This is a genomic window from Brachybacterium huguangmaarense (assembly GCF_025725725.1).
In the GTDB taxonomy this organism is placed as follows: Bacteria; Actinomycetota; Actinomycetes; order Actinomycetales; family Dermabacteraceae; genus Brachybacterium; species Brachybacterium huguangmaarense.
Window position 1 is genome coordinate 1,846,285 of the sequence record NZ_CP107020.1, and the last position, 15,526, is coordinate 1,861,810.

Sequence of the window (15,526 nt, forward strand, 5' to 3'; positions counted from 1 at the left end):
CCAGACCTCGAACCGCTCGGTACCCGGCCGCGAGGAACCCCGATCCGTGTTGCAGCCGGCGCAGACCACGTCCACGTCAGGGAGGCCGATGGGGAGGCCCTGGGAGCGCCGCCACCACGCGGACGGCAGATGGTCGGTCGTCAGGTTGTCCTCACGACCGCAGGTCGCGCAGAACGGCTGTAGACGGCGCGCACGAGCCGCGATCCGCTTCCACGTCCCGTCGTAGCCGCGTCCCGTGGTCGAGCGATTCCTCGGAGCCCGCGGCGTCGCCCGATCCAGCTCGGCAGCACAGTCCATGCACCTGCTGCCCTCGACCGGCACACCACACCCCAGGCACGGACGGCGCGTCACGACTCCACCTCCCACGACGCCAGCCGAGCCCGGTAGCACTCCACGCACGGACACTCGAGCCGGGGCCGATGCTTCTGCTGCATCCACCTGTCCGTGCGACCCCGTGCGATCTGACCGAGCAGCGACTCGTCCTTCGCGATCTTCGCGACGTAGTCACACACGCACGGCCAGCCCTTGCAGCGAATGCACACCGTCTTGCTCACGATGCCGCACCCCCGTAGTAGGTGAGCGCCGCCCATGGCTGAGGATCGGGCGACTTCTCCCCGGAGCCGGGAAGCTCTGACTGCTCGTCGTACATCTCGGCTTCGAAGTCGAAGGCGTCGTCGTGGGTCACCGTGTCACGCTCAGAATCGCTCTCGGGAACGATCTTGTAGTCCTGGCCCGTCCTGTCCTGTCCCGTCCCGATGTCACTCGTAACGTCACGCGTGACATGACTCGTGACCTCTCCCGTGGAGGTGTTGACCTTGACCTTGTCGCAGTTCTCCGGGAGGCACATGGAGTGGTCGCCGTCCTTGTGGGCGCGGCTCCTGCGCTTGCGGATCTTCGCGCGCTCGGCTTCCTGCCTGACGCTCGGCGGGGGGATGTGCTCGTCGATGGAGCCGACCTTCACCATGTTGTCCGGCAGCAGGGTCAGCAGCTCGTGGGCGGCGAGGTTCTGGATCGCGCGGGCGGGGTCGTCGATGTCGGAGCATCGGCGGGCGTCGGACATCTTGAGCACGCCGTCGTAGCGCTTGGTGCGGGAGCAGAACTGGATCATCGTGAGGTAGTGCCAGCGGTCGGCGTACGTGAGGTCGGCCAGCGCGGGCTGGTCGGTCCAGGCGTCGTCGAGTCTCGTCCAGGTCATCTGCTCCTCCTTTCGTTGGTATGGGGAGGGGGCCGGCCCTGTGGGCTCGGCCCCCTCGGGGTCTCAGTTGTTGGTGTGCGCCTGGATCTGCGCCAGCTCGTCGCGGGCTCGGGCGAGGAGTTCGGCGAAGGTGGCCACGGTGGACAAGCTGTGTGTCTCGGCGGGGTCGAAGTTCGGGGAGAGGAGCACGCCCGCAGGGGAGATCTCGACGCGCAGCTTGTCGGTGTCGAAGTGGCACTCGACGCTCTGCACGATGTCGACGGCGATCCCGTTAAGCTCTATGGCTCGGACGTGCTCGACGTACGCGGTGCCGTTGTCGAAGATGGCGGGACCGTGCGCGCGATCGCACCAGAACGGACACTCCGTCGTAGTCGGCGTGGACTTCTGCTTGCAGTACTGCGCCGGGGTGAGGGCGTGTGAGATCATGGGGCCGTTCTGCTCCTTGGTAGGTGTGGACGTCAGGCCCTCGTCGCGATCGCCGCCAAGCTCTGCGACGGGGGTCTTCTCTGTGCGGTTGGTGGTCATGCGGACTCCTTCTCGAACTGCTCGTTGATCCACGCCTCGATGTCCGACTCGCGGAACATGCGACGGCCGCCGATCTTGGCCGAGCGCGGCGCCTGGCCGGTGTAGATGAGCCACTCCATCTGCCGGGGCGACTTCCCCAGCAGCTCCCCGGCCTGGGGGATGGTCAGCAGCTTGATGTTCACAGTGCACTCCTCCCTGTTCTAGTCACGGCGCGACTGCGATATCTAGTAGAGCACGAATCTAGTCGCGCCGCAACTAGGCAATCCTGTAGGGTGCTGGTCATGACCAGAGACGAGGAGATCGGACAGCGCCTCCAAGCGCTCCGAGGCCCAGTCATCTCCCAGGCGGGGCTAGCCGGGGCGATGAAGGAGCGCGGATACGAGAAGTGGTCACAGGCGACCGTGTGGGCCATCGAGGCGGGGAAGCGCCCGCTGCGGCTCACGGAGGCGCAGGATCTCGCGTCGATCCTGAGCGTGGAGGTCGGCGACCTGCTCCAGTCCACCGAGGTTGCGCAGACGTTGGACGCTCTCTTCTCGGCGACCTTGCGCGTGGAGGGTGCACTCCGGATGGTGATGGGGTCGATCGGGGAGCTCGAGCAGGAGCGCGCGAAGCTCCGGGAGGTCATGGCCAGCATTGATCCTGACGACGTAGCTGGGTGGTCGGAGTCCGCACGGGAACGTCTCCACGACCTTCTCGTCGATGCGAAGGCAAAGCTGAAATGGTCTGTCCACGACCTCCTGGACTACCGGGAGCAGCACGACGGAGACGACATCTACTTCAGGGGGCAAGACGGTGTCCTCGATTAGGAAGCGCCCTGACGGCCGGTGGCGGGCTCGTTACCGGGATGAGGCGGGTAAGGAGCACGCGCGGCACTTCCGGCGGAAGCTGGACGCGCAGAGGTGGCTGGACGAGACGACGACGTCGATCGTCTCGGGTATGTACGTGGACCCGCGAGCCGGGAAGATCACGTTCAACGGCTTCTATCGGGAGTGGGCGGGTCGGCAGGTGTGGACGGACTCGACTCGGGGGACCGCCGATCAGGCTGTGGAGTCGGTGCCGTTCGGGGGAGTGCCACTGTCGAAGATCCGTCGCGCACACGTCGAGGACTGGGTGAAGTCGATGTCCGTGACGGCGGGGGAGCGGAAGGCCCTCGCGCCGTCGACGATCACCACCCGGTTCAGCTACGTGTCCATGGCGCTTCGTGGCGCTGTGCGGGACAAGCGGATCGCCGTCGACCCGTCAGAGGGGGTGAAGCTCCCGCGCCGGCGTCGCGCGGACCAGGCGATGCAGATCCCGACGACGGAGCAGGTACGCGCGGCGCTCGACGCGGCTCCGAAGGAGTATCGGGCGCTCGTTGCCGTGTGTGCGTTCGCGGGGCTGCGCCTGGGGGAGGCAGCCGGTCTGCAGCTCGCCGACATCGACTTCCTGCGCCGAACCCTGCGCGTCCAACGGCAGATTCAGGGCGCGAACGTGAAGACGGCCAAGGTCGTGCCGCCCAAGGCAGGATCGGAGCGCACCATCGCGATCCCCAAGGCCCTCGCGGACGAGCTGGCCGCGCACGTCACGGAGATCGGCACCATGAAGAGCTTCTTCTTCTTCCGCGGCCCGGACCCGTTGAACAGGAACTCCGCGGCCCACATCTGGCGTGAGATCAGGAAGGCCGCGAAGCTCCCGTCCGCGTACACGCTGCACACGCTCAGGCACTTCTACGCCTCGGCGCTCATCTCGTCCGGCTGCGACGTGGTGACCGTGCAGCGGGCGCTGGGGCACTCGACGCCGGCGATCACGTTGAACGTGTACAGCCACCTGTGGCCGTCCGCGGAGGACCGGACGCGGACTGCGGCGGCGGACCTGATGACAGCGGTTCTCGATCCTGCTGCGGACTCTGTGCGGACTACGGAGCAGAATCCCGTCGCTGACCTGGGGTCTTAGCGGTAGTTGACGAACTGCAGGGCGACGTCGAGGTCCTTGCCCTTGAGCAGGGCGATGACGCCCTGCAGGTCGTCGCGGCTCTTGGAGGACACCCGCAGCTCGTCTCCCTGGATCTGCGCCTTGACGCCCTTGGGGCCCTCGTCGCGGATGATCTTGGAGATCTTCTTCGCCTCGTCCGAGGCGATGCCCTCCTTGAGTCCGCCCACCAGGCGCACCTCCTTGCCGGACTGCCGGGGCTCGCCCACGTCGAGGGACTTGAGGGAGATGCCGCGGCGGATCAGCTTGGACTGGAGCACGTCGAGCACGGCCAGGACGCGCTCCTCGGCGTTGGCGACCATCACGATCTCATCGCCGCCGAGGGTCACGCTCGCTCCCGTGTTGCGGAAGTCGTAGCGCTGCGCGATCTCCTTGGCGGCCTGGTTGACGGCGTTGTCGACCTCCTGGCGGTCGAGCTTGGAGACGATGTCGAACGAGGAGTCGGCCATGGTCGGGGTCCTTCCTGTCGGGAGTCGGTCGGCGCGGGCGGGTCATGCCCGCCATCCGGCGTCGTCCGGAGGCGGTCGTGTGCGGGCCCGGACACCCGCGTCCCGCCACTGTAGACGGCGCGGCGAGCCGGACCCGGAACAGCCCTGTGACCAGCCTCATGCGCCCCGGAGCGGGCTCCGGTTCGCACGATCACGGGTGCGTCTGTACGATGTACGAGTCCGGTTCTGCGGCGCGCTCCGACCCTCACGGTTCGGGACGCGGACACGGGGCCAGGCGCCTTCCCGGCAGGTTACCCGAGTGGCCAAAGGGGGCTGACTGTAAATCAGCTGGCATCGCCTACGGGGGTTCGAATCCCTCACCTGCCACCGCCGAGGATCACCGCGTGTGATCCCAGGCACCGAGGAGCGCATGCGGATTGTCCGCAGGTCAGAGCGCATGTAAGCTTCCTCGGGCTTGCCCTGATAGCTCAGTCGGCAGAGCATCTCCATGGTAAGGAGAAGGTCAAGGGTTCGATTCCCTTTCAGGGCTCTGATGGGTTCGTCGGCCCGGTCTCGCACGAGACCGGGCCGACGTGCCGATCACGCCGGGGTAGCTCAGACGGTTAGAGCGCACGACTCATAATCGTGAGGTCGCGGGTTCGATCCCCGCCCTCGGTACCACTCCGTTCCGCCGGCCGCGGAGCGGTGTGCAGGATCAGCAGTCCCCGCCCGGCGGGGACACCACCGGCGCGCGGGCCACACCGCGCCCCCGACGGAAAGAGGCGAGTCATGGCGAGCAAGAGCTCTGACGTGCGTCCCAAGATCACGATGGCCTGCACCGAGTGCAAGTCGCGCAACTACATCACCAAGAAGAACCGTCGCAACACCCCGGATCGGCTCGAGCTCTCGAAGTTCTGCCCGACCTGCGGCAAGCAGACGGCGCATCGCGAGACCCGCTGACCCGAGTCGCGTATCCCACGAAGGCCACCCGGCGGCACGCCCCCGGGTGGCCTTCGTGCATCCTGGGGTCGTGCACCCTGCGGCTCCGCCCGTCGGATGCCGACCCCGTCCCACCGACACCCGCCTGAGCGCCCGAGGAGACCCCATGAGCACGACCCCCGATCCGTCGTTCGCCGGGAAGGCGTACCCGCCCGGCGCGCCCCGCCTCGTCTCCGGCGCCAAGATCGCCGAGTTCGCGGCCGCGACCGGCGCCACCAGCCCGCTGCACACCGACGCCGAGGCGGCCCGCGCGGCCGGCCACGCCGACGTGATCGCCCCGCCGACCTTCCTCGTCTCCCTCGCCCAGCAGGCCGAGGCCGACTACATCCGCGACCCCGCCGCCGGGATCGACTTCTCCCGGGTCGTGCACGGCGAGGAGGGCTTCGTGCTGCATCGTCCCGTCGTCGCGGGAGACCGCCTCACCCCCACCCTGACGGTCGAGAACGTGCGCCTGGTCGGCGGCAACGCGATGATCACCACGCGCGTCGAGTTCGCCGACGACCACGGCGACGACGTCGCGACCGTCCGCAGCAGCCTCGTCGTGCGCGGCGAGTGAGAGGAGACGACCCCATGGCCGAGAACACCCCGACCGAGCAGACCCCCGCCGTCGTCCGCCTCGCGGACCTCGCCGTCGGCGACGTCGTCGCGACCCGCACCTTCGAGATCAGCCGGGACACGCTCGTGCGCTACGCCGGCGCCTCGGGCGACTTCAACCCCATCCACTACAACGACGCGGTCGCGACCTCCGTCGGGCTCGACGGCGTGATCGCCCACGGCATGCTCACGATGGGCACCGCCGTCAACGCCGTCGTCGACTGGATCGGCGACCCCGCCGCGATCCGCGAGTACTCCACGCGCTTCACCAGGCCCGTGCTCGTGCCAGCGCTCGGCAGCACCGAGCTGACCGTGACGGCGACGGTCGGCGCGATCGACGCCGAGGCCGGCACCGCCCGCATCGACCTCGTCGCCGAGGCGGCGGGCGCCAAGGTCCTCGGCCGCGCCCGCGCGACCGTGGCCGTCGGGGACGGGGGAGCGGCGTGAGGCTCGCCGACCTGACCACGCTGCGCATCGGCGGCGAGATCTCCCACCTCGTCGAGGCCCGCTCCGAGCCCGAGCTGATCGACGCGGTGCGCGGCGCCGACGAGCGCGGCGAGCCCCTGCTCGTCCTCGGCGGCGGCTCCAACCTCGTGGCCTCCGACGCCCCCTTCGCGGGCACCGTCGTGCTCGTGCGCGACCCGCGCACGCCGCCGCGCCTCGAGGCGTCGTGCGAGATCCCGCCGGCGGGGGAGCCCGACGGTGCGGACGCCGATCCCGCCGCGCTCACCCCGCTCGAGGCCACCTGCGGCGGCGCGGTCGTCGAGCACTTCGCGGGCGTGACCTGGGACGACGCGGTCCACTACGCGGTCGAGCGGGAGATGGTGGGCATCGAGGCCCTGTCCGGCATCCCCGGCAGCGTCGGCGCGACCCCGATCCAGAACGTCGGCGCCTACGGCCAGGAGGTCGCCCACACCATCACCCGGGTGCGCACCTGGGACCGCGAGCGCATGGCCGTGCGCACCTTCTTCGCGGCCGACTGCGGCTTCTCCTACCGCGACTCGGTGTTCAAGCGCACCCCGTACGCCGGCCCGGTGCCCTCGGCGACGGGACGCTACGTCGTCCTCTCGGTCACCTTCCAGCACACCCAGGGCTCGCTGTCGGCCCCGGTGCGCTACGCCGAGCTCGCCCGACGGCTCGGCGTCGAGCCCGGCGCGCGCGCCCCCATGAAGGAGGTGCGGGCAGCGGTCATGGCGATCCGCGCCTCCAAGGGCATGGTCCTCGACGCGGGCGACCACGACACCTGGAGCGCCGGCTCCTTCTTCACCAACCCGATACTGCCCGACGAGGTCGCGGCCACCCTGCCCGAGGACGCCCCCCGCTTCCCGGCGGGACCGGGCAGGACCAAGACGAGCGCGGCCTGGCTCATCTCCCACGCCGGATTCGACCGCGGCTTCGCGGTCGGTCCCCGCGCCGCCCTGTCCGGCAAGCACTCCCTCGCGCTGACCAACCGCGGCGGCGCCACGAGCCAGGACATCGCCGACCTCGCCCACGCCGTGCAGCGCGGCGTCGCCGAGCGCTTCGGCATCCGCCTCGAGGCCGAGCCGGTGCGCCTGGGCGTCGACATCTGACACGCCCCCGGGCGCGCCGGGGAGACGGTCCGCGGACCAGGACCCTCAGGCGCGGCCCGGCGGCGGCGACCTAGGATGTCCAGGTGCCCGGTGACGGGCGCACACCTCGTCCCGCAGTGCCGACCAGGAGGCCACGTGAGCGTCACCGATCAGTCCATCGCCGACCTCGACCCGGACATCGCCCGGGTCCTCGACCGCGAGCTCGACCGCCAGCGCGCGACGCTCGAGATGATCGCGAGCGAGAACTTCGTGCCGCGAGCGGTGCTGCAGGCCCAGGGCTCGGTGCTCACCAACAAGTACGCCGAGGGCTACCCCGGTCGCCGCTACTACGGCGGCTGCGAGGAGGTCGACGTCGCCGAGACCATCGCGATCGACCGGGCCCGCTCGCTGTTCGGCGCCGCGCACGCCAACGTCCAGCCCCACTCCGGCGCCACCGCCAACGCGGCCGTCATGCACGCCCTCGCCCGACCCGGCGACACCCTGATGGGCCTCTCGCTCGCCCACGGCGGCCACCTCACCCACGGCATGAAGATCAACTTCTCCGGGCGCCTGTACGACATCGCGGCCTACGAGGTCGATCCCGCGACCGGCCGCATCGACATGGACGCGGTGCGCGCCCTCGCGCTCGAGCATCATCCCCAGGTCATCGTCGCCGGCTGGTCGGCCTATCCGCGCCACCTCGACTTCGCGGCCTTCCGCGCGATCGCCGACGAGGTCGGCGCCGCGCTCTGGGTCGACATGGCCCACTTCGCCGGGCTCGTCGCCGCGGGCCTGCACCCGAGCCCCGTGCCCCACGCCGACGTCGTCTCCACCACGATCCACAAGACGCTCGGCGGGCCCCGCTCCGGCATGATCCTGTCCACCGACGAGTGGGCCAAGAAGATCGACTCCGCCGTGTTCCCCGGACAGCAGGGCGGCCCCCTCATGCACGTCATCGCCGCCAAGGCCATCGCGCTCAAGATCGCCGCGAGCGACGAGTTCGCCGACCGCCAGGCCCGCACCCTCGAGGGGGCGCGCCTCCTCGCCGACCGCCTCCAGGGCGCCGACGCCCAGCGGGCAGGGGTCAAGGTCGTCTCGGGCGGCACCGACGTCCACCTCGTGCTCGTGGACCTCGTGGACTCCGCCCTCGACGGGCAGCAGGCCGAGGACATCCTGCACGAGGTCGGCATCACCGTGAACCGCAACGCGGTGCCGAACGACCCGCGGCCGCCGCGCGTGACCTCCGGGCTGCGCATCGGCACCCCGGCGCTCGCGACCCGCGGGTTCGGCGCCGACGAGTTCACCGAGGTCGCCGACGTGATCGCGCTCGCCCTCCAGGACGGCGCCGACCTCGAGGCGCTGCGCGCCCGCACCCGCGCGCTCGCCGACGCCAAGCCGCTGTACGCGGACCTGCGCCAGTACTGACGGCAGAAGGGCCCGGCCGCCCGTCGGCCGGGCCCTCCCGCCCTTTCGCCCGCCACGACCTCGGAGGCACCTCCATGACCGCTCAGATCCTCGACGGCAAGGCCACCGCGACGGCCATCAAGGAGGAGCTCGCGCGCCGCGTCACGGCCCTCACCGACGCCGGGCATGCCCGCCCGGGCCTCGCGACCGTGCTCGTGGGCGACGACCCCGGCAGCGCCGCGTACGTGCGCGGCAAGCACCGCGACTCCGAGCAGATCGGGCTCACCTCGATCCAGCGCCATCTGCCCGCCGACGCCACCCAGGCCGAGGTCGAGGCCGTGATCGACGAGCTCAACGCGGACGACGCGTGCACCGGCTACATCGTGCAGCTGCCGCTCCCGGCGCACATCGACACCGACGCGATCCTCGAGCGCATCGACCCGGCCAAGGACGCCGACGGCCTGCACCCCATGAACCTCGGGCGCCTCGTGCTCAACGCGTACCGGCCGCTGACGACCCCGCTGCCGTGCACGCCGCGCGCCGTCATCGAGCTCATGACCCACTACGGGCTCGACCTGGCGGGCAAGGACGTCGTCGTGATCGGACGCGGCGTGACGGTCGGCCGCAGCATCGGCCCCCTCATGACCCGCCGCGAGGTCAACGCGACCGTCACCCTGACCCACACCGGCACGCTCGACCTGCCCGCCCAGCTGCGCCGCGCCGACGTGATCGTGGCCGCGGCGGGCGTGGCCCACCTCGTGCGCCCCGAGGACGTCAAGCCCGGCGCCGTCGTGCTCGACGTCGGCGTCTCGCGCGTCGAGGGCGAGGACGGCAAGGCCCGTCTCACGGGGGACGTCGCGCCCGGCGTCGCCGAGGTCGCCTCGTGGATCTCCCCGAACCCCGGCGGGGTGGGGCCCATGACCCGCGCCCTGCTGCTCACCAACGTCGTCGAGTCCGCCGAGCGCGCCGCCGGCCTCGAGGTCGGCCGCCTGCTCGACGAGAGCTGAGACCCGCCGGCAGGGCCCGGCCCGGCCGGGCTCCCGCCCGACCCGACCGGGCTCCCGCCCCGCCCGAACGTCGGCCGGCCCTGGGATACTGGTCGGCATGACCCTCACCATCGCGACCGTCAACGTCAACGGCCTCCGGGCCGCCGCACGCAAGGGCATGGGCGACTGGCTCGCCGCCACCGATGCGGACGTCATCACCCTCCAGGAGGTCCGCGCGCCCGACGAGCTGGTCGCGAGCCTCGTCGGCGACGGCTGGAGGATCGAGGGGGAGGCCTCCGCCCTCAAGGGGCGCGCCGGGGTGGCGATCGCCGCCCGGGTCGCGCGCGAGGACGTGGACCTCGACGGCGTGCGACGCGGCGTCGGCCTCGAGGGCGACGCGCACACGGGCCGCTGGCTCGAGGTGGATCTCGCTGACCCCTTCGACGACGGGCGCACCCTCACGGTGGTCTCGCTGTACATGCACTCGGGCAACACCGAGAAGCCGCAGACGATGGTCGACAAGTACGCCTTCCTCGACCAGATGCTCGAGCACCTGGCGGCCCTGCGCGCCGACGGCCGGCACGTGCTCGTGACCGGCGACCTCAACATCGCGCACACCGAGCGCGACATCAAGAACTGGAAGGGCAACCTGAAGTCCGCGGGCTTCCTGCCCGCCGAGCGCGCGTACGTCGACCGCCTGACGGGCGACGAGGGCGGGCTCGTCGACGTGCACCGGGCGCTCGCGGGGGACGTCGCGGGACCGTACACGTGGTGGTCCCAGCGCGGCAAGGCCTTCGACAACGACTCCGGCTGGAGGATCGACTACCAGCTCGCGACGCCGGACCTCGCCGCCCGGGCGGTCACGGCGACCGTCGACCGTGCCCCCAGCTACGACACCCGCTGGTCCGACCACGCCCCGCTCGTCGTCCGCTACGAGTGAGCCGCCGGGGCGCCGGCCCCGCCGACGGACGATCCCCCGTCGCGATCACAGGATCGCGGCGGGGGATCGGCACGGCGACAAGGGGCGGCGTGCGCCGCCGGTGAGCCGGGGCGCGTCTCAGACGCGGCCGCGGATCACCGCCTGCTTGACCTCGGCGATCGCCTTGGTGACCTGGATGCCGCGCGGGCAGGCCTCGGTGCAGTTGAAGGTCGTGCGGCAGCGCCACACGCCCTCCTTGGAGTTGAGGATCTGCAGGCGCTGCTCGCCCGCGTCGTCACGCGAGTCGAAGATGAAGCGGTGGGCGTTGACGATCGCGGCGGGGCCGAAGTACTGCCCGTCGGTCCAGAACACCGGGCACGAGGACGTGCACGCGGCGCACAGGATGCACTTGGTCGTGTCGTCGAAGCGCTCACGCTGCTCGGCGCTCTGCAGGCGCTCGCGGCTCGGCTCTTGGCCATGCGCGATGAGGAAGGGCTGGACCTCGCGGTAGGCGTCGAAGAAGGGCTCCATGTCGACGATGAGGTCCTTCATGACCGGCAGGCCCTTGATGGGCTCGACCGTGACCGGCTTGCTCAGGTTCAGGTCCTTGAGCAGCGTCTTGCAGGCCAGGCGGTTGCGGCCGTTGATGCGCATCGCGTCCGAGCCGCACACGCCGTGGGCGCACGAGCGGCGGAACGTGAGCGACCCGTCGAGGTGCCACTTGATCTCGTGCAGGGCGTCGAGCACACGGTCGGTGCCGTGCATCGTGACGGTGAAGTCCTCCCAGCGGGTGGTCGCGTCCTCCGCGTCCGGGTCGAAGCGGGCGATGCGCAGCGTGACCTCGAACGAGGGGATCTCGGCGGCCTGGGACTCGGGCTCTGCGGCCCCCTGCTTCTCGGCGACGGCGCTCATCAGAACGTGCGCTCCTTCGGCTCGTAGCGGGTGATGATGACGGGTTTGGTGCCCAGGCGCACGTCCGTGCCGTCCTGGCCCTGCCCGTCCAGGGTCTTGTAGGCCATGGTGTGCCACAGGAAGTTCACGTCGTCGCGCTGGGGGTAGTCCTCGCGGAAGTGCCCGCCGCGCGACTCCTTGCGCTCGAGCGCGCCGAGGGCGACGACCTCGGCGAGGTCGAGCAGGAAGCCGAGCTCGACGGCCTCGAGCAGGTCGAGGTTGTAGCGCCGGCCCTTGTCCTGCACGGCCACCGTCTCGTAGCGCCGCTTGAGGTCGGCGATGTCCGACAGCGCCTGACGACAGGTGTCCTCGGTGCGGAACACCTGGACGTTGGCGTCCATGGTCTCCTGCAGATCGCGCCGGATGTCGGCGATCCGGTCCTGGGTCGCGGGCCGGTCGCGCAGGCGCTCGAGCAGCTCGACGGTGGGCAGCTCCGAGCCCTCGGCGATCTCGGCCTGGTCGACGCCGTGGGCGTGGTCGGCCGCGGCGATGCCGGCGCGCCGCCCGAACACGTTGATGTCCAGGAGCGAGTTGGTGCCCAGGCGGTTGCCGCCGTGCACGCTCACGCACGCGACCTCGCCGGCCGCGTACAGCCCGGGGATCACGTCGGCCTCGTTGCGCAGCACCTCGCCCTTGATGTTGGTGGGGATGCCGCCCATGCCGTAGTGCGCCGTGGGGTACACGGGCACCGGCTCGGTGTAGGGCTCGACGCCCAGGTAGGTGCGCGCGAACTCCGTGATGTCCGGGAGCTTGGCGTCGATGTGCGCGGGCTCGAGGTGCGTGAGGTCCAGCAGCACGTAGTCCTTGTTCGGGCCGCAGCCGCGGCCCTCGCGCACCTCGTTGGCCATCGCGCGCGCGACCACGTCACGCGGGGCGAGGTCCTTGAGGGTCGGCGCGTAGCGCTCCATGAAGCGCTCCATCTCCGAGTTGCGCAGGATCGCGCCCTCGCCGCGGGCGGCCTCGGAGAGGAGGATGCCCAGGCCCGCGAGGCCCGTCGGATGGAACTGGAAGAACTCCATGTCCTCGAGCGGGATGCCGCGGCGCAGGGCCATCGCGGGGCCGTCGCCCGTGAGCGTGTGCGCGTTCGAGGTGGTCTTGAACATCTTGCCGAAGCCGCCCGAGGCGAAGACGACCGACTTGGCGCGGAAGATGTGCACCTCGCCCGTCGCGAGCTCGTAGGCGACGGCGCCGGCGGCGCGCACGTCCTCGTCGGTGCGCGGATCGCCCGTCATGAGGACGTCGAGCACGTAGAACTCGTTGAAGAACTCCACCTGCTGCTTGACGCAGTTCTGGTAGAGGGTCTGCAGGATCATGTGGCCCGTGCGGTCGGCGGCGTAGCACGAGCGGCGCACCGGCGCCTCGCCGTGCTCGCGCGTGTGCCCGCCGAAGCGGCGCTGGTCGATCCGGCCCTCGGGCGTGCGGTTGAAGGGGAGGCCCATCTTCTCGAGGTCGAGCACCGCGTCGATGGCCTCCTTGGCCATCACCTCGGCCGCGTCCTGGTCCACCAGGTAGTCGCCGCCCTTGACGGTGTCGTACGTGTGCCACTCCCAGTTGTCCTCCTCGACGTTGGCCAGGGCGGCGCACATGCCGCCCTGCGCCGCGCCGGTGTGGGAGCGCGTGGGGTACAGCTTGGTCAGCACCGCGGTGCGGGCGCGGGTCGAGGACTCCAGGGCCGCGCGCATCCCGGCGCCGCCGGCGCCGACGATCACCACGTCATAGCTATGGGTCTGCATGAAGGTCAGAACTCCTGGTTCACGAAGCGGCAGGACGGGTCAGCGGCAGATGCTCGGGAGCAGGCTGGGGTCGCCGCCGGAGGGGCACGGGTCGAAGGTGAAGATCACGAGGGTGCCCAGCACGACGGTGATGATCACGGCGAGGTAGAGCAGGCCCTTGAGAACGAGGCGCAGACGCGGTCCGTGCGCGTAGTCGTTGATGATGGTGCGCACGCCGTTGCCGCCGTGCAGCAGGCCCAGCCACAGCATGAGCAGGTCCCAGACCTGCCAGAAGGGCGAGGACCACTTGCCGGCCACGAAGGCGAAGTCGATGCGCTTGACGCCCTCGCCGAGCCACAGGTTCACGAACAGGTGGCCGAACACGAGGATCACGAGCAGCAGGCCCGAGCCGCGCATGAACAGCCACGACAGCATCTCGGCGTTGACGCCGCGCTGGCCCGTGCGGCGGTAGCGGCCCGTGGGCTCGGGGATGGTGGTGGTGGGAGAGGCAGAGGTCATGATCAGGCTCCGAACATGTGCATGAGCTGACGCGGGACGAATCCGAGCATGAGAAGGACCCACACGACGACGACGACCCAGAACAGCATGCGCTGGCGCCGCGGGCCCTGGGACCAGAAGTCGACCAGGATGATCCGCAGCCCGTTGAGGGCGTGGAAGCAGATGGCGCCGACCAGCCCGATCTCGCCGAAGCCGAACACGAGCGTCTTGTAGTGGCCGATGACCTCGTTGTACGCGGCGGGGGAGACCCGCACGAGGGCCGTGTCCAGGACGTGCACGAGCAGGAACAGGAAGATGAGCATTCCCGAGATGCGATGCGCGACCCAGGACCACATGCCCTCGCGCCCGCGATAGAGCGTGCCGGACTGGGCAGATGCCACGTGAGCCTCCAGAGGGGACGTGAAGGATGATGGACGGACGTCGGCTGCACCGCGCGGCGGTCCGGGCGATCGCTGGTGATCGCGGGGGCGTCGCAGCGGCGACGCGGGCGAAGCGCGGCGGGGCGGGCCGACCTCGGATGGGGCTCTGCCACCCTAGCATCGGAAAGTGCCGGTGACCGGTGAGGCTACCCTTCCCCCATGGTGTCCGCGTCGCCCTCCGTCCCGTCCTCCGCGCCGCCCGCGTCGCCGTTCGTCCCCGTGGTCCCGGCCGGGGGCGCGGGCACCCGGCTGTGGCCGCTGTCACGACGATCCCACCCCAAGTTCCTCCTGGACCTGACCGGCAGCGGGCGCTCGCTGCTGCAGCAGACGCTGGACCGCCTCGCGCCGCTCGGCGACCGCGCACCGCTCGTCGTGACCGGGAGGGCGCACGAGGCGGAGGTCCGCGAGCAGGCGGGCGCCGGCGTGCGCGTGCTCGCCGAGCCCTCGCCGCGCAACTCGATGCCCGCGATCGCGCTCGCCGCGGCCGTCGCGGCCGCCGACGACGAGGACGCCGTCATCGGCTCCTTCGCGGCCGACCATCTGATCGCGGACGAGGCGGCCTTCGCCCGCGCCGTGGCGAGCGCCCGGGCGGCGGCCGAGCGCGGCTACCTCGTGACCATCGGGATCGAGCCGACGCATCCGGCCACGGGCTTCGGCTACATCGAGGAGGGCGCCACGCCGTCGTCGCTCGCCGGGACGGGCGCCGTGGGCGTCGAGCGGTTCGTCGAGAAGCCGGACCGGGACCGGGCCGAGGAGTTCGTGCGCTCGGGCCGCTTCCGGTGGAACGCCGGCATGTTCGTCGTGCGCGCCCGCGTGCTGCTCGAGGCGCTCGACGCCCAGATCCCTCCGCTCGCGGCGGGAGCGCGCCGGATCGCCGCGGCGCTCGGCACCGCGGAGGAGGCCGAGGTGCGCGAACGGGTCTGGCCGACCCTCACCGCGATCGCGATCGACCACGCCCTCGCCGAGCCCCTGAGCGTCGCCGGGCGGGTCGCGATGGTGCCCGCCGCGTTCGGCTGGGACGACGTGGGCGACTTCGCGGCGCTCGCCCGCCAGCTGCGCGAGCGGCGGGAGGGCGCGGACGGCGTGCACGCCGAGGGCTCGGACGTCGTGGTCGTCGGCGGCGCTGAGACGATCGCGATCGACGCGCAGGCCACGGTGTACGGTTCCCCCACTCGGCCGGTCGCCCTGGTGGGCGTCGAGGGCATCAGCGTCGTCGACACCCCGGACGTCCTCCTCGTGCTCGCCGACGAGCGGGCGCAGGACCTCTCGCGCCTGGGCTCGCTGCTCGACGCGGAGGGCCTGGACGCGCTCCGCTGACGCGGCGGTGGCACGAGGCGGGCCGCAGCCGTCACGCAGC

18 protein-coding genes and 3 tRNA genes are annotated in these 15,526 nt (G+C 71.0%); 13 read left to right on the top strand and 8 right to left on the bottom strand.

The genetic code is table 11. From position 1 onward, the window contains the following. Positions 1–550: 550 nt before the first annotated feature. The 3 genes from BRM3_RS08235 to BRM3_RS08245 form a co-directional block, all read right to left on the bottom strand. The gene (locus BRM3_RS08235; RefSeq protein ID WP_263592851.1) at positions 551–1,195 is read right to left on the bottom strand and encodes a hypothetical protein; all 645 of its coding nucleotides are present in this window, start codon (positions 1,193–1,195) and stop codon (positions 551–553) included. Between the two features lie 63 nt (positions 1,196–1,258). Continuing rightward, positions 1,259–1,720: a hypothetical protein gene (locus BRM3_RS08240; protein WP_263592852.1), complete on the bottom strand. Its 462-nt coding sequence runs from the start codon at positions 1,718–1,720 to the stop codon at positions 1,259–1,261. Continuing rightward, positions 1,717–1,902: a helix-turn-helix transcriptional regulator gene (locus BRM3_RS08245; protein ID WP_263592853.1), complete on the bottom strand. Its 186-nt coding sequence runs from the start codon at positions 1,900–1,902 to the stop codon at positions 1,717–1,719. The genes BRM3_RS08240 and BRM3_RS08245 overlap by 4 nt, the downstream gene beginning before the upstream one ends. 99 nt (positions 1,903–2,001) lie before the next feature. Between BRM3_RS08245 and BRM3_RS08250 the strand changes: the two genes are divergently transcribed. Continuing rightward, entirely contained in the window at positions 2,002–2,526 is a 525-nt protein-coding gene (locus BRM3_RS08250) for a helix-turn-helix domain-containing protein (protein WP_263592854.1), read from the top strand. Further along, positions 2,513–3,652 (top strand): tyrosine-type recombinase/integrase, encoded by a 1,140-nt coding sequence (locus tag BRM3_RS08255; RefSeq protein WP_263592855.1) that lies wholly within the window; start codon positions 2,513–2,515, stop codon positions 3,650–3,652. Before BRM3_RS08250 ends, BRM3_RS08255 begins: the two co-directional genes overlap by 14 nt. Here the strand turns inward: BRM3_RS08255 and BRM3_RS08260 are convergent. Further along, complete coding sequence (locus BRM3_RS08260; protein WP_263592856.1) at positions 3,649–4,137, bottom strand: YajQ family cyclic di-GMP-binding protein; 489 nt, start codon at positions 4,135–4,137, stop codon at positions 3,649–3,651. The genes BRM3_RS08255 and BRM3_RS08260 overlap by 4 nt on opposite strands. A gap of 284 nt (positions 4,138–4,421) precedes the next feature. Here BRM3_RS08260 and BRM3_RS08265 point away from each other — a divergent pair. The 10 genes from BRM3_RS08265 to BRM3_RS08310 all read left to right on the top strand — a co-directional run bounded on the left by BRM3_RS08265 (position 4,422) and on the right by BRM3_RS08310 (position 10,589). Then, positions 4,422–4,503, top strand: a tRNA-Tyr gene (locus BRM3_RS08265). Positions 4,504–4,593: 90 nt separating this feature from the next. Next, a tRNA-Thr gene (locus BRM3_RS08270) sits at positions 4,594–4,666 on the top strand. A 54-nt stretch (positions 4,667–4,720) separates the two neighbouring features. Next, positions 4,721–4,797, top strand: a tRNA-Met gene (locus BRM3_RS08275). Positions 4,798–4,905: 108 nt separating this feature from the next. Beyond that, positions 4,906–5,076 (top strand): 50S ribosomal protein L33, encoded by a 171-nt coding sequence (gene rpmG, locus BRM3_RS08280; protein ID WP_263592857.1) that lies wholly within the window; start codon positions 4,906–4,908, stop codon positions 5,074–5,076. A 145-nt stretch (positions 5,077–5,221) separates the two neighbouring features. After that, positions 5,222–5,671, top strand: coding sequence for a MaoC family dehydratase N-terminal domain-containing protein (locus BRM3_RS08285; protein WP_263592858.1), 450 nt, complete (start codon positions 5,222–5,224; stop codon positions 5,669–5,671). A 14-nt stretch (positions 5,672–5,685) separates the two neighbouring features. Continuing rightward, on the top strand, positions 5,686–6,156 hold the full coding sequence (locus tag BRM3_RS08290) for a MaoC/PaaZ C-terminal domain-containing protein (protein ID WP_263592859.1): 471 nt from the start codon (positions 5,686–5,688) through the stop codon (positions 6,154–6,156). Then, positions 6,153–7,280 carry a UDP-N-acetylmuramate dehydrogenase gene (locus BRM3_RS08295; protein ID WP_263592860.1) on the top strand — a complete coding sequence of 376 codons (1,128 nt, stop codon included), beginning with the start codon at positions 6,153–6,155 and terminating at the stop codon, positions 7,278–7,280. The genes BRM3_RS08290 and BRM3_RS08295 overlap by 4 nt, the downstream gene beginning before the upstream one ends. Before the next feature lie 135 nt (positions 7,281–7,415). Beyond that, positions 7,416–8,684: a serine hydroxymethyltransferase gene (gene glyA, locus BRM3_RS08300; RefSeq protein ID WP_263592861.1), complete on the top strand. Its 1,269-nt coding sequence runs from the start codon at positions 7,416–7,418 to the stop codon at positions 8,682–8,684. A 74-nt stretch (positions 8,685–8,758) separates the two neighbouring features. Then, positions 8,759–9,670: a bifunctional methylenetetrahydrofolate dehydrogenase/methenyltetrahydrofolate cyclohydrolase gene (locus BRM3_RS08305; protein WP_263592862.1), complete on the top strand. Its 912-nt coding sequence runs from the start codon at positions 8,759–8,761 to the stop codon at positions 9,668–9,670. A 97-nt stretch (positions 9,671–9,767) separates the two neighbouring features. Further along, a complete protein-coding gene (locus tag BRM3_RS08310; RefSeq protein WP_263592863.1) occupies positions 9,768–10,589 on the top strand; it encodes an exodeoxyribonuclease III in 822 nt (273 codons plus the stop codon). Positions 10,590–10,706: 117 nt separating this feature from the next. Here the strand turns inward: BRM3_RS08310 and BRM3_RS08315 are convergent, their stop codons facing one another. From BRM3_RS08315 to sdhC, 4 genes are read right to left on the bottom strand one after another with little or no spacing between them, the layout of a single operon-like run. Then, positions 10,707–11,480 (bottom strand): succinate dehydrogenase iron-sulfur subunit, encoded by a 774-nt coding sequence (locus BRM3_RS08315; protein ID WP_263592864.1) that lies wholly within the window; start codon positions 11,478–11,480, stop codon positions 10,707–10,709. Next, positions 11,480–13,252: a succinate dehydrogenase flavoprotein subunit gene (sdhA, locus tag BRM3_RS08320; protein WP_263592865.1), complete on the bottom strand. Its 1,773-nt coding sequence runs from the start codon at positions 13,250–13,252 to the stop codon at positions 11,480–11,482. Before sdhA ends, BRM3_RS08315 begins: the two co-directional genes overlap by 1 nt. 39 nt (positions 13,253–13,291) lie before the next feature. Then, positions 13,292–13,750, bottom strand: coding sequence for a succinate dehydrogenase hydrophobic membrane anchor subunit (locus tag BRM3_RS08325; RefSeq protein WP_263592866.1), 459 nt, complete (start codon positions 13,748–13,750; stop codon positions 13,292–13,294). Positions 13,751–13,752: 2 nt separating this feature from the next. Next, positions 13,753–14,130 carry a succinate dehydrogenase, cytochrome b556 subunit gene (gene sdhC / locus BRM3_RS08330; RefSeq protein ID WP_263592867.1) on the bottom strand — a complete coding sequence of 126 codons (378 nt, stop codon included), beginning with the start codon at positions 14,128–14,130 and terminating at the stop codon, positions 13,753–13,755. A 198-nt stretch (positions 14,131–14,328) separates the two neighbouring features. On the opposite strand from sdhC, the gene BRM3_RS08335 reads away from it, so the two are divergent. Continuing rightward, positions 14,329–15,486 carry a mannose-1-phosphate guanylyltransferase gene (locus tag BRM3_RS08335; protein ID WP_263592868.1) on the top strand — a complete coding sequence of 386 codons (1,158 nt, stop codon included), beginning with the start codon at positions 14,329–14,331 and terminating at the stop codon, positions 15,484–15,486. Positions 15,487–15,526 lie beyond the last annotated feature (40 nt).

Excerpts from the sequence above, each read along its gene's own strand:
- BRM3_RS08325 (WP_263592866.1), bottom strand. The coding sequence starts at position 13,750 with ATGACCTCTGCCTCTCCCACCACCACCATCCCCGAGCCCACGGGCCGC.
- BRM3_RS08235 (WP_263592851.1), bottom strand. The coding sequence starts at position 1,195 with ATGACCTGGACGAGACTCGACGACGCCTGGACCGACCAGCCCGCGCTG.
- BRM3_RS08305 (WP_263592862.1), top strand. The coding sequence starts at position 8,759 with ATGACCGCTCAGATCCTCGACGGCAAGGCCACCGCGACGGCCATCAAG.
- BRM3_RS08285 (WP_263592858.1), top strand. The coding sequence starts at position 5,222 with ATGAGCACGACCCCCGATCCGTCGTTCGCCGGGAAGGCGTACCCGCCC.
- BRM3_RS08250 (WP_263592854.1), top strand. The coding sequence starts at position 2,002 with ATGACCAGAGACGAGGAGATCGGACAGCGCCTCCAAGCGCTCCGAGGC.
- BRM3_RS08310 (WP_263592863.1), top strand. The coding sequence starts at position 9,768 with ATGACCCTCACCATCGCGACCGTCAACGTCAACGGCCTCCGGGCCGCC.
- BRM3_RS08240 (WP_263592852.1), bottom strand. The coding sequence starts at position 1,720 with ATGACCACCAACCGCACAGAGAAGACCCCCGTCGCAGAGCTTGGCGGC.
- sdhA (WP_263592865.1), bottom strand. The coding sequence starts at position 13,252 with ATGCAGACCCATAGCTATGACGTGGTGATCGTCGGCGCCGGCGGCGCC.
- rpmG (WP_263592857.1), top strand. The coding sequence starts at position 4,906 with ATGGCGAGCAAGAGCTCTGACGTGCGTCCCAAGATCACGATGGCCTGC.
- BRM3_RS08290 (WP_263592859.1), top strand. The coding sequence starts at position 5,686 with ATGGCCGAGAACACCCCGACCGAGCAGACCCCCGCCGTCGTCCGCCTC.
- BRM3_RS08260 (WP_263592856.1), bottom strand. The coding sequence starts at position 4,137 with ATGGCCGACTCCTCGTTCGACATCGTCTCCAAGCTCGACCGCCAGGAG.
- BRM3_RS08315 (WP_263592864.1), bottom strand. The coding sequence starts at position 11,480 with ATGAGCGCCGTCGCCGAGAAGCAGGGGGCCGCAGAGCCCGAGTCCCAG.
- BRM3_RS08335 (WP_263592868.1), top strand. The coding sequence starts at position 14,329 with ATGGTGTCCGCGTCGCCCTCCGTCCCGTCCTCCGCGCCGCCCGCGTCG.